We start from the raw sequence: 12211 nt of genomic DNA, 5'->3' as shown, positions 1-12211 counted from the left end.
TTTATAAACCAGCGTTGTAGTAGCGCAAGTATGGTTGCAGACCCGGTGAGCAAAAAACTGTCGTCAGTGCCTTTCCCCGCCATCGTCGGCCAAGATGACCTCAAACGGGTGCTGCTGCTCGCTGCGACCCACGACGACCTCAGCGGTGCGGTCATCACCGGCGAGAAAGGCACCGCGAAATCGACGGCGGTGCGCGGGCTCGTCGATTTGCTGCCCGAACAGCAGGCTGTCGCCGACTGTCCGTACGGCTGTGCTCCTGACGATCCAGCCAGCCAGTGCGAGGACTGCCGCGCCCGCGACCGCGAGAACCTCCCGGTCGAGACGCGACAGGTGCCGCTGGTCACCCTCCCGCTGGGAGCGACCCGCGACCGCGTCGTCGGCACGCTCTCGATCGAGGATGCGATGGCCGGCGACGCGGAGTTCGACCCCGGCCTGCTCGCGGCGGCGAACCGGGGGATTCTCTACGTCGACGAGATCAATCTGCTCGACGACCACCTCGTCGACGTACTGCTCGATGCCGCCGCCAGCGGCGTCAACACGGTCGAACGCGACGGGATCAGTGTCTCTCACCCCGCCGAATTTACACTGATCGGGACGATGAACCCCGAAGAGGGTGATCTCCGGCCGCAGCTCCGCGACCGCTTTGATTTGCAAGCGACAGTGACAGGCTGTCAGGAACTCGACGACCGCGTCGAAATCATCGACCGCGCGCTGGCCGAGGGCGACGAAGATGCCGCCGCGAAGTACGACGAAGCGGTCACCGATCTCCGCGAGTCGTTACGCACTGCCCGCGACGGCGTCGCGTCGGTGTCGCTTCCGGATGAGTTCAAGGAATCAATCGCCGAACTCTGTACCGACGCCGAGGTCGACGGCCACCGAGCCGACATCGCCACGGCGCGGGCGGCGATCGCTTCGGCCGCGCTGGATGGACGCCCGAAAGTCATCGAATCCGACATCCAAGAGGCTGCCCGATACACTCTCCCGCATCGGCTCAAGAGCCAACCCTTCGAGGAGCCGCCCGATCCCGAGGAGTTGCTTGATGATCATTTCGACGACGATGACGCCAGTGGCGAGGATGATGCTGAGAACACCGGTGACGGCGATGCCGACGAATCAGGTGATGCCGAGGACTCGGAAGCTTCAGCGGACGAAAACCAGGAGACAGGTGAATCCGACGACGGCAACGAAGGCAAGCGCGACGACGAGGGCGTTGACGACGGCGGTAGCGACACCGACAGCGAGGGACCGATGAGAATACCGGAAGCAAAGCCTCGGCCCCCAGCGGGGCCGATGGTGAGCCAGATAGTGGGCAAGCCGATACTTCGGAAAGCGGTGGAGACAGCGACGATGGCGACGACCCGGGATCGAACGAACGCGACGACGAAACTGAGGGAACACCGCTCGTTCCCGGCCAGCAGCGGACCGGCGTCGGCGACGCGGCCGCGCCCGATATCGACGACACGGTCGATGAGGGCGATATCGATGCAAACAGCGGATCACCGGGAGAACGTGGCCACCAGCAACAGGCCGGCGGTCGGGGGACACGCGTTCGGACTGAGCCAGCGACAGGCGAGGCCCCAGTCGATGCCGCCGCGTCGGTGCGGACAGCCGCGAGTCGTGGCCATAACCGAGTCACTAATGACGATCTCCAGCAGTCGGTGCGAGAACGCGAGCAGGCGGCGACCATCGTGTTCGCCGTCGATGCGAGCGCGTCGATGACGCCGGCGATGAAGGCCGCGAAAGGCGTCGTACTCGAACTCCTCCGGGACGCCTACGAGCAACGCGATGAGGTCGCCTTCGTCGCCTTTGGCGGCGACGACGCGGAGGTGTTGTTGCCGCCGACCCGGAGCGTCTCGCTGGCCGCGCGGCATCTCAAATCGTTACCGACGGGCGACCGGACGCCGCTGCCGGCCGGCCTCTCGACGGCTGCCACGGTTCTCGACGATGCCGACTCCCCGATTGGGGTGGCCGTCATTATCACCGATGGACGGGCCAACGTCGCCGATGGGAGCCCGACGCAAGCGACGCGCCGGGCAGCCGAGCAGTTGGCCGGTGTCGCCGCCGCCGTCGTCGTTGTTGCGGCCGGTGATGACGCCCGCGGACTTATTCCAACGATCGTTGAGGTGGCCGGTGCGGAGACGGTGCCGTTGGCGGAGCTATCGCCACAAGTGGTCGCTACTGCGGTGGCGCAGGCCCAGCAGGCTGGTGACTCTGGGCCGTCCCCACCCGAGTCCTGAAAGCAGGTGTACCCATCTCACAACCCGTTGTGGTGTAATCGTCGATCACTCATAGACGGATGACGACACAATTAAACTCCCCACAGCCGCCTGTTTGGGTATGGCTGACCAAGCCAACCCTTTTGAGAGCCTACAGACACAGGTCGAGGACGCAGCGGCCTACACTGATGTACCATCCGATGTCATCGAGCGGCTCAAACACCCCGAACGGGTCTTAGAGACGAATCTCTCGATCGAGTTGGATGACGGCACCGTCGAGGTATTCAAGGCGTTCCGCTCGCAGTACAACGGTGACCGCGACCGTATAAAGGCGGCATTCGGTATCATCCGGGCGTCACCCGCGATGAGGTCAAGGCACTGTCCGGCTGGATGGCCGCGAAATGTGCGATTGTCGATATCCCGTACGGTGGCGGCAAAGGCGGGATCGAAATCGATCCCGCGGAATACAGCGAGAGCGAACTGAGCGGCTCACGCGTGCGTTCGCAACCGAACTCCGTCCGCTGATCGGCGAGGATCGAGACATCCCCGCGCCGGATGTCAACACCGGCCAGCGAGAGATGAACTGGATCAAAGACACCTACGAAACGCTGGAGCACACAACTGCCCCAGGTGTCATCACCGGGAAAGCCATCGACTCCGGCGGCTCCGAAGGGCGTGTCGAGGCGACCGGTCGGTCAACCATGCTGGCCGCCCGAGAGGCCTTCGAGTGGCTCGGTCGTGATCTCGCTGATGCGACCGTCGCCGTCCAAGGCTACGGCAACGCCGGCGCGATCGCCGCTCGACTCATCGACGAGGCCGGCGGGACTGTCGTCGCCGCCTCCGACTCGACCGGCGGCATCTACGATCCAGATGGGTTCGATGCTGCTGCGGCCGCCGAGCACAAAGCCGAGACCGGTACCGTGGTCGGCTACAACGACAGCGAGGAGATCACAAACGAGGAACTGCTCACGCTGGATGTTGACCTGTTGATCCCAGCAGCCCTCGAAAACGCGATCGACGAGTCGCTGGCCGCGGATGTCGAAGCCGACGTGATCGCCGAGGCCGCAAACGGCCCGATCACGCCCGCCGCTGACGAGGTGCTGACTGAGAAGGATGTCTACGTTGTCCCTGATATCCTCGCCAATGCCGGCGGGGTGACCGTCTCGTACTTCGAGTGGGTACAGAACCGACAACGGTTCTCGTGGACGGAAGAACGCGTCAACGACGAACTCGAACGCGTCATCACGACTGCCTTCGATGATCTCATCGAGGCCTTCGATGCTACCGAGACGCCGAACCTCCGGACTGCGGCCTACGTCGTTGCGATCGAACGGATCGTCAGCGCATACGACCAGGGCGGCAACTGGCCATAGCGACCGCGTTACTCCCCTGTTGTCGTCGTTTCCGGGTTGCTTATTTTGTGGAGGTCACGGCCAAGCGTTACGGCGATCGAGTCAGGCGCTGACTCGACAAACCGAGCGACCTCTTCACCATCACGCTCGACAACCACAGTCGGGATATACTCGATCCCGTATTCGTCGACGCCCGGCCCGGTCTTCGAGCCGTCGTCGTCTTTTTCGACCGGGTAGTGTTCGATCTGATCGTCGTCGACACCGGCGTAGCTGAGCGCCGCGCCGAAGGCTGGTAATTGGTGTTGGCAGTCGATACACCAATCGCCGCCCCAGACGTGGAACGTGTACTCCGCAGCCCCTAAGGCCTCAATCGCGGCCTCGGTGCCGGCCTCGGGTTCCCAGTCGTCGGCTGGCGTCATCGTCTCCAGTTGCATACGTTGGGTTGGCTCTCGGAGGCTAAAAACATTCTCGGCGTCGACGGGAACACTTTCGGCGTCAACGGGAACACTTTCGGCGTCGACGGGAACACTTTCGGCGTCAACGGATGGTGTCAGAGACGACAGCACGTCCTGAAGTTTATATCCGGCCTCTGTGTGAGTGTGTCATATGACAGCCGCTCACTCACTGTTGGGCTTGGAACTCGACGATGCTGCGATCGACGACGTGTTGACAGAGATGGGGATCGGCGTGCTTTCGATGAGTGCTGATGGTGTGCCGTACGGCGTCCCGTTGTCGTTTGGCTACGATGGCGAGGACACACTGTACTTCCTCTTTCTCGATGCCAGCACTGACCTCCGAAAGGAAACGTATGCCGAACAGGCCGACACCGTGAGCTTCACGACCTTCGACGTCGACCCTGAGGGGTCGTGGCGGAGTGTGATCGTCTCTGGCTCACTTGACCGGATCACGATCGACGAGTGGGACGCTGCGCGTGCGGCGATGGCTGACAACGCCTACCAATCAGAACTGCTTGAAAAATACGAACTCCAAGAAAACCCCAACGTGTGGGCGCTTACAATCGACGACCGAGCCGGTCGGGCTGTCGGCCAGGAGTGACCTGGTCGTCCACCAGTCGTCCGCTTGTTGCCATCTCAACCAACCCTGTGACTCCGGGATTCGATAGGGCTCCGTCGAGGCTCATCGGCGTCGCCAAGAGCGTCACGCGTTTAGGCCTGTGACGCGAACCGCCGCCAATGGACGACACTATCGTAGACACCATCGGCTCGCCGTTAGTCGAGGTTGACGCCCCCGAGGGCGCGACCATCGCCGCGAAGATCGAGTCGCAAAACCCCGGTGGGTCCGCGAAGGATCGTGCCGCGCTGTGGATGATCGAAGCCGCCGAGCGCGACGGTGACCTCACCGGCGACGACACCATCGTTGAACCGACCAGCGGCAACACCGGCATCGGGATTGCCATGGTCGGCGCGGCGAAAGGCTACGATGTCCAGATCGTGATGCCGGCCTCGAAATCCCCGGAACGCCGGTCGATCATGCAAGCCTACGGAGCCGATCTCGAACTCGTCGAGGGAGATATCTCCGACGCCAAGGATCGTGCCGATGAACTAGAAGCAGAGCAAGGCTACGTGCAACTCCGCCAGTTCGACAATCCCGCGAACCCCCAAGCGCACTACGAGTCGACCGGCCCCGAAATCCTCGATCAGGTCGGCGATCGCGAGATCGATGCCCTCGTCGCGGGTGTGGGCACCGGCGGGACGATCACCGGCATCGGCCGCCGACTGCGCGAGGCGTTCCCAGAGATGGAGATCGTCGCGGTCGAACCCGACGACTCGGCAGTCATTTCCGGCGAAGAACCCACTGGCGATAGCTTCCAGGGGATGGGGCCGGGCTTCATCAGCCCGAATCTTGATACCGACCTGCTCGATGACGTTGAACTCGTCTCCGCCGACAATGCCGAAGCCGAGTGTCGCCGCCTCGTGGGTGAGGAGGGGATCTTCGTCGGCCAGTCAAGCGGGGCGTCGAACCTCGCTGCCAAACGTGTTGCCGAGCGATTAGTCGACGACGGCCGCGACGACCCACTCGTGATTACGGTCTTCTGGGACAGCGGCGAACGCTACGTCTCGACGGGGATGTTCGACGCCGAATAGCGAAATCAGCGACCGCAGGCGCTTCCGTCAGTCCGCTGTCGCCGCGGCCGCTGGCGTCGGTTCGGCCTTGGTCTCGGTTGGGATTGCTATCATAACGACTGTGCCGCGCGGTTTGCGATCCTCGAAAGCCAGTTCGCCACCGAGTTGGACGGCACCCCACTTGACAGCCCAAAGCCCGAGGCCGCTGCCGTGGGCAAGCGCGTCCTCGTCGCCGGTCTCGACAACGGCTCGTTCGGTGCTGGGGATCCCGGGCCCGTTGTCGGCGACAGACACCTCGATACCGGTGTCGGTCGCGCGTGCGCCGACCGTGACCACCGGCGTCGGCGCATCGTTGTGAACGACGGCGTTCTCGACGAGGTTATCGAGGACGTGGGCCAACACCTGTTCGTTAATCGGTGCGGTCAGTGAGTCATCGATATCGACCGAAAGCGTGGCGTCGGGATACATCGACTGATACTCCTCGACGACCGTCTCGGCGATGGTGACAAGCGACGCGGGCTCCTCGATCGCCGACGGGGTCGACATCATCTGTTCGACCTGTCGCGCGCGTTCGCCCGTCGACATGAGATCGTCGGCCGATGAGACGATGGTCTCAGCGTGATCGACGTACCCCTGCCCGCCGTCGGCGATCAGCTCCGCGCGCCCTCTGATCTTGTTCATCTCGTTGCGGAGGTTGTGTCGGAGCACCCGGTTGAGTACCGAGAGCCGCTGTGACCGAACCCGCTGTTGGGTAACATCAGTAAACACGATCGCGTACCCCGGCTGTCGGTCGAAGCGATCGGCGATTGGTGACACTGTTGTCTCAAGCTGTCGGGTTCCCGCAGAACCGGACAGCTCAACTGTGTCGCTGTCACGCAGCGTCTTGAGGTCGAAGCCGACACACGACGAAAGTGGGGTGGCGGTGGCAGTCTCGGGGTCGACCTCGAAGCTGTCGGCGGCCGCATCATTGAGCGTGACGATCCGGTGGTCGCGGTCGACGACGACAACGGCGTCATCAAGATCGGCCAGCACCGTCTCTGGGCCGAGCGTGCCGGCCGCCGGGGCCGCATCGAAGATGCCGCCACGGGTGACCGCAAACCCGACGGCCGCGAGGCTCAGGGTGTAGCCGCTCGCGTTGAGGCTGATAATCGTCTCCACACCGACGCTGCTGACGATCGCTGGGGTCACGACGTAGGCCAGCCACGGCCAGACGGCAACAAACGAGAGAGCCCCCGCGAGTCGGCGGTCGAGATACTCGTAGTCGGAGACGGTTTGCACGAGCAGGGCTACCCCGGCAAGCATGACGCCGCCCGCGTAGTAGAGGCCGATCTGCTCGGCGAGGGCGGCGAACCCAAGCGGCGCGGGCACCGCCGGTGCCGTTGGCCCGCCGCCGGCCATCGAGCCGGTGCTTTCCGGCGTGAGAATCAGTGCGATCCCACCCACCAGTGCGATCACCGCCGGGGCCAGAAACGCCGCTTTCCGACGCGGCGACGCCAGATACGGCAGGCCATAGTATTCGATGACAAACCACGTGAACGCACACGGAATCGCAAGCACGGTGAGCAGCCAGACCGTCGACAGCGACGTGAGCGCGCCCGCAGCCACGGCATCGGCGACCGCCAGCGTGCCGACGACACCGACAAACAGCGCGAACGGCCGCAGCGCAGCCGTTTCACGTCGCCGAGCGATCCAGACGGCCGCACCCAGCAGGGCGATTCCAACCACGCCAGCGCGATCCGAGCGGCCACCACCGATGCTAGCATCGGTTGTCACCCCTGTCGGTACTCCGCTGTCGGTTCGGTCGAGCTGTGTTCATCCAAGAATAGGTTCGACCAACATCACGTAAAACCGTTTTCCAAATTTCATTCAGAATTCGACCAAAATGGCTTTTCACGGCCTGAGAACGGAGAACTCGCCGCACGGTTGTGTCGGTTTATAAGCGCCCTTTCTTAGCCGGAAAACTCCTCGGCTGTCACCCGGACGACGACCGTGTCATCTACGTCTCGCAGATCGTAGTCCGGGATCTCGCCGTCGACACGGGTGACATACATCGGCTCGACGAGTTGGTCGTCATCGACACCGTAGACACAGAGCCGTTGGTCGGTTTCCTCCGGTGGAAGTTCGCGGTCGCGGACGGCGGTTGCGAGATCGCGTGAGAGCCATTCGGTCTCGCTAATGCTCGGTTCTTGGACGAGGGCAGTGTCGGCGAATCGAACCAGGTACCAGTTGAGGTCGTTGAGGAGGGCGACCGCGGCTCCAAGACTGACCGTCTCAAGGGCGACTGTGTTGGCGAATGGTTGACTGAGATCGTACGTCGAGACGGCCGCCCGGGCTGTCTCTCGGGAGAGCAGTTCGTATCTGAGGTCGACATCGTCGCTCCCGACAAGACAGACACGGGTCACGCTCGGGGACAGCAGGCCACACAGTAAAGCGGTTTCGGCTACTCGGGATCGGTGCGAAACTCGAAGCGCGCGCCGCCGCCGTCGGCGTCAGTCACCGAGACCGTCCAGCCGTGGGCCTGAGCGATCCGACGGACGATCGCGAGCCCAAGGCCGCTGCCGGTGCCGGAGCTTGAGACCCCGGCTTCAAAGATGTCCTCGCGTTCCTCCTCCGGGATTCCATCGCCGTTGTCGGCGACGTAAAATCCCTTGGCGTCGGTGAGCTCTCCGACGGTAATCGAGAGGCCATCTAAGACGGACTCGGATGGCTCATCGTCGCCGTAATCATCCGGCAGGCCGGCGGCGATGGGGTCACCGCCGTCGTCGCTGTCGTCGCCGTCGGCCCCGTGTTCGATCGCGTTCCGGAAGAGATTCTCCAGCAGTCGCAGGAGGCGTTCCGGATCGGCATCCAACTGCATCTCGGTGGCGACAGACAGCGTCTCATCGTCGCCGCCGACGGTCTGCCACGCCTGGGTGGCGATCTCGGTGAGCTCGACCGGTTCGGGGTCGGTGACCTCGTTGCCACCGCGGGCCAAAGCGAGTGAGTCTTCGATGATCTCCGACATCCGGTCGTGAGCGAACTCGACGTGGGCGATCAGTTCCTCGTCGACGGCGTCGTTGTCGCCGATGAGCTCCATGTTGCCTTTGGCGACGGTCAGGGGGCTCCGGAGGTCATGGGAGACGACCGAGGCAAACTCCTCAAGCCGATCGACCTGTCGCTCAAGTTCCGCGCCGCGGCGTTTGGTGCGTCGGCGCTCGATATCGAACAGCCCAAAGGCGATGCCGAGGGCGGCTCCCCGGGCGGCGGCGGTCGTGAGTGCCCGAAGCAACTCGATCTCCGCGGCCCCAGCCGCATACAGCGACAGCGCGGTCAGCAACTCGAAGCCGCCGATAGCGATGCTGCCGGCAAGACACCAGCCGGCCAGCCGGACGATATCCCAGTCGGGGCGGTCGGTGGTCTGGGCCCAGTAGCCCGCACCGATGACCAACGCAGAAAAGAGAATACTGAGCACGCCATCGGTGATCAGCCCGACGATGCCATCGTAGGCTCCGGCGATGACGCCATAGACCGTCAGCTGGGCGGTGGCAACTCCGATCCCGGCGATGACGCCAATGCCCAGTTGCCGGCGCATGCTTCACTCACCTTGTGGCAGTACCAAAACGGTACCCCTTCTCAGAATGTCGACAGCTCACCGTCGATGACCTGTCGGGTGATCTCGGTCACGTCGCCGAGCTCTCGGTCGATGATCGCCTCGATCTCGTCCGTTCGGTCGGCGAGGGCAACGCCGTCGTCGGTGACAACCTGTGCGTCGGCAACGTGTGGCTGATCGATCGGCTGACCGATCTGGCTCAACAGCCGCAACTGGAGATCCCGGATCCCGTCGACCTCGTCGACAACCGATTCGGCGATCTTCGTCGACAGCAGATTGTAGATCTTCCCGATGTGGTTGACCGGATTTTTGCCGCTCGTGGCCTCCATGCTCATCGGCCGGTTCGGCGTAATGAGGCCGTTGGCGCGGTTGCCGCGGCCGACCGAGCCGTCGTCGCCCTGTTCAGCGGAGGTGCCGGTGACGGTGAGGTAGATCGACCCCTCATCGTAGTCGTCGGCCGTGTTGACATCGACGGTTACCTCGCGGTCGGTGATGTCCTCGGCGAGTTCGGTGACGTACTCTCGAACACCCTCGACGGCGTCGATGTAGGCGTCAAGATCGGCGATATATGCATCGACCATGGCGGCGGCGACGGTGATCGTGATGTGGTCGCCCTCGCGTTTACCCATGATCTTCACGTCAGGGCCGAGTTCCGGATTGGTGGCGACGTACTCCGTGTTCAGCTTGTGTTCGGCCGTGTGGACGATCTCTTCGGTTTCGGTCAGCGGCGCGTGGCCGACACCGAAGGAGGTATCGTTGGCCATCGGGACGGTCGCGCCGTCCTCACCGAAGACCTCTTGGAGATCACCGGAGCCTTCGCCGAGTTTGACATCCACGATCACGTCGGTAGCGGGATCGAGTTCCGGGATCGTCTCATCAAGATACTCACGCGCCGCGGTCAGGGCAGTCGAATCCACCGGGAGCTGTTGGCCGTCGTACTCCTTTGTGGCACGGCCAACGATCAGTAGATAGATCGGCTCGACGACCTCGCCGCCGCCGAAGGCAGGTGCGGCGCGGCCGGCGACCAACTGGGTCTCGTCGGTGTTGTAGTGGAGCACCTTCCCAACACGATCAAGATACAGCGCCGAGAGTGCGCGGGAGACTGCCTCCGCAACCCCGTCGCTGATCGAATCCGGATGGCCAACCCCTTGCGCTCGACGATCTCAACCGACTGATCCTCGACCGCCTGCCGGTCGAGTTCGCTAACCTGAATATTGCGACTCATTACCGGCTCTTTGCTATCGGTCGTGCTATAACTTGCGGAAACTTCTCGCCGATGCAAAATAACTGGGAGACATTATTCGTCGGCTGCCAGTAACAGTCCGAGATACGAGGTTCGGATCTGGTCGTCTGGGTCGAGCCCGAGTTGTTCCAGGAGATCGATCGCTTCCTCACGGGCAGCTTCGACCTCGGCTTCGGGCACCTCGCGTTCGATCTCGACGAACTCGCCGAGGCCATCGACCGCATCGAGGACGACGGTGTACCCCTCGAAGCTGAAGTACGTCCGGTCTTTTCTGACGGTCGCAGCCGGCTCAAAACCCAGTCCCGCAAGCACACCCTGGAGTGCCTCGTCGTCGTCGACGACCGTCTCGTGTTCTTCCCGCGTCTTTGAGGCCGCCTCAACCAGCGGCCCCTTGTAGGTGAGTTTTGTGACGTCATCGCCGTTGGCTGGCTCCTCTCGACGGATACGGAGCGCTTCGTCGGTCTCCGCGAAGGATCGATGCGGGGCGTCGTAGTAGGTATCGACCTGTCGGCGAGACTCGACGCGGTCGCCCCCGGCGGTCGTGAGTCGCCCCCGGAGTGCCTCGTGGTCGGCCCGGAGTTTGAGTTCGACTTCGTACATGGCCGTCCCGACTGCGCGGAGGTGAAAAACTCCTGTGGCTTGCGGGATTCGGCCGCCTGAGCCAGCCTGCCTGTCGGGACACCGCAGTGGCATCGAACCGTGCTTCTTAAGGGTACCTCGGCAGTGTATCGGGGTATGAGTGAAAACGAGGCCGAGGCTACTGATGCCGACGACGCCGACGCTGAGGGACTGCAAGACGGCGATTTCGTCGAGCTTGACTACACGCTTCGAACGACCGACGACGACGATGTTATCGATACGACTCATGAGTCGGTCGCCGAGGAGGCCGGCATCGCCGACGAGGAGAACCGCGATTTCACCCCGCGGACGATCATTGTCGGCGACGGCCACGTGTTCGAATCCGTCGATGAGTCGCTGCGTGGCAGCGAGGTCGGCGACAGCGACACCGTGATCATCTCCCCTGAGGAAGGCTTCGGCGAGTACGACCCCGAAGAAGTCCGAACGGTCAGCGCCGACAAGATCCCCGAGGACGACCGCTACCCCGGCGCGACGGTGCAGATCGACCGCCAGCAGGGTCACATCGAGACGATCATCGGCGGCCGTGCGCGCGTCAACTTCAACCATCCGCTGGCCGGCGAAGAGCCGAATACGACTACGAGATCGCTTCCGTCGTCGACGACCGCGAACAGCAGGCCGAGGGGATTCTCGGCATGCACCTCCAGGAAGTGCCTGACCTCTGGATCGAGACCGACGAAGTCGAAGAGGAGGTCACCGTCGACTCCGACGAGGACAGCGAGACTCCGGAGGAGTCTCTGGCAGACGGCGAAGCCGTCGACGACGAGGATGCTGAGCCGACGACGGAAACCCAGACCGTCGAGAAGGAAACGCTGTACATCGAGGCGACTCAGCAGTTGACGATGAACCAACAGTGGATGATGGGGAAAACCCAGATCGCCCAGGAGATCACCGACAAACTCGGTCTCGACCGCGTGATCGTCCAGGAGATCCTCGACGGCGGCGGGATGATGGGCGGCATGGGCGGGATGATGGGCGGCGGCATGGGTGGCGGCGATGTCGAGGACGCCCTCGACGATGTCGACCTCGATGACGTCGACCTTGACGCTGACGAACTCGCCGAAAGCCTCGACGAATAACAGCACGCTGCC

At 63.3% G+C, this 12211-nt stretch carries 7 protein-coding genes and 4 pseudogenes; 5 read left to right on the top strand and 6 right to left on the bottom strand.

Going from position 1 to position 12211, the window contains the following annotated elements:
- Nucleotides 1-30: 30 nt before the first annotated feature.
- Nucleotides 31-2237 (top strand): annotated as a pseudogene (locus ACFQJB_RS06370) (VWA domain-containing protein).
- Nucleotides 2238-2337: 100 nt separating this feature from the next.
- Nucleotides 2338-3589: pseudogene (locus tag ACFQJB_RS06365) on the top strand (Glu/Leu/Phe/Val family dehydrogenase).
- Nucleotides 3590-3597: 8 nt separating this feature from the next.
- On the opposite strand, the gene ACFQJB_RS06360 reads toward ACFQJB_RS06365, so the two are convergent.
- Nucleotides 3598-4002 (bottom strand): TlpA family protein disulfide reductase, encoded by a 405-nt coding sequence (locus ACFQJB_RS06360; RefSeq protein WP_379725230.1) that lies wholly within the window; start codon nucleotides 4000-4002, stop codon nucleotides 3598-3600.
- 172 nt (nucleotides 4003-4174) lie between these two features.
- On the opposite strand from ACFQJB_RS06360, the gene ACFQJB_RS06355 reads away from it, so the two are divergent.
- Together ACFQJB_RS06355 and ACFQJB_RS06350 are read left to right on the top strand one after the other, a co-directional pair.
- Nucleotides 4175-4624: a pyridoxamine 5'-phosphate oxidase family protein gene (locus ACFQJB_RS06355; RefSeq protein ID WP_379725227.1), complete on the top strand. Its 450-nt coding sequence runs from the start codon at nucleotides 4175-4177 to the stop codon at nucleotides 4622-4624.
- A 137-nt stretch (nucleotides 4625-4761) separates the two neighbouring features.
- Nucleotides 4762-5673: a PLP-dependent cysteine synthase family protein gene (locus ACFQJB_RS06350; protein ID WP_379725224.1), complete on the top strand. Its 912-nt coding sequence runs from the start codon at nucleotides 4762-4764 to the stop codon at nucleotides 5671-5673.
- 27 nt (nucleotides 5674-5700) lie between these two features.
- On the opposite strand, the gene ACFQJB_RS06345 is transcribed toward ACFQJB_RS06350, so the two are convergent.
- The 5 genes and pseudogenes from ACFQJB_RS06345 to cyaB all read right to left on the bottom strand — a co-directional run bounded on the left by ACFQJB_RS06345 (nucleotide 5701) and on the right by cyaB (nucleotide 11084).
- A complete protein-coding gene (locus ACFQJB_RS06345) occupies nucleotides 5701-7425 on the bottom strand; it encodes an ATP-binding protein (RefSeq protein WP_379725221.1) in 1725 nt (574 codons plus the stop codon).
- A 176-nt stretch (nucleotides 7426-7601) separates the two neighbouring features.
- The gene (locus tag ACFQJB_RS06340; RefSeq protein WP_120102512.1) at nucleotides 7602-8054 is read right to left on the bottom strand and encodes a DUF5804 family protein; all 453 of its coding nucleotides are present in this window, start codon (nucleotides 8052-8054) and stop codon (nucleotides 7602-7604) included.
- A 38-nt stretch (nucleotides 8055-8092) separates the two neighbouring features.
- A complete protein-coding gene (locus ACFQJB_RS06335; protein ID WP_379725218.1) occupies nucleotides 8093-9223 on the bottom strand; it encodes an ATP-binding protein in 1131 nt (376 codons plus the stop codon).
- Nucleotides 9224-9264: 41 nt separating this feature from the next.
- Nucleotides 9265-10466, bottom strand: a pseudogene (locus ACFQJB_RS06330) (methionine adenosyltransferase).
- 72 nt (nucleotides 10467-10538) lie between these two features.
- Nucleotides 10539-11084 carry a class IV adenylate cyclase gene (gene cyaB / locus ACFQJB_RS06325; protein WP_379725215.1) on the bottom strand — a complete coding sequence of 182 codons (546 nt, stop codon included), beginning with the start codon at nucleotides 11082-11084 and terminating at the stop codon, nucleotides 10539-10541.
- Nucleotides 11085-11219: 135 nt separating this feature from the next.
- On the opposite strand from cyaB, the pseudogene ACFQJB_RS06320 reads away from it, so the two are divergent.
- Nucleotides 11220-12199: pseudogene (locus ACFQJB_RS06320) on the top strand (FKBP-type peptidyl-prolyl cis-trans isomerase).
- Nucleotides 12200-12211: the final 12 nt, after the last annotated feature.

The sequence above is a fragment of the Halonotius sp. GCM10025705 genome (genome assembly GCF_042662885.1).
GTDB lineage: Archaea > Halobacteriota > Halobacteria > Halobacteriales > Haloferacaceae > Halonotius > Halonotius aquaticus.
The sequence above is the reverse complement of the archived record's forward strand: the minus strand, read 5'-3'. Positions and strand labels throughout refer to the sequence as shown.

Excerpts from the sequence above, each read along its gene's own strand:
- ACFQJB_RS06335 (WP_379725218.1), bottom strand. The coding sequence starts at position 9,223 with ATGCGCCGGCAACTGGGCATTGGCGTCATCGCCGGGATCGGAGTTGCC.
- ACFQJB_RS06360 (WP_379725230.1), bottom strand. The coding sequence starts at position 4,002 with ATGCAACTGGAGACGATGACGCCAGCCGACGACTGGGAACCCGAGGCC.
- ACFQJB_RS06355 (WP_379725227.1), top strand. The coding sequence starts at position 4,175 with ATGACAGCCGCTCACTCACTGTTGGGCTTGGAACTCGACGATGCTGCG.
- ACFQJB_RS06350 (WP_379725224.1), top strand. The coding sequence starts at position 4,762 with ATGGACGACACTATCGTAGACACCATCGGCTCGCCGTTAGTCGAGGTT.
- cyaB (WP_379725215.1), bottom strand. The coding sequence starts at position 11,084 with ATGTACGAAGTCGAACTCAAACTCCGGGCCGACCACGAGGCACTCCGG.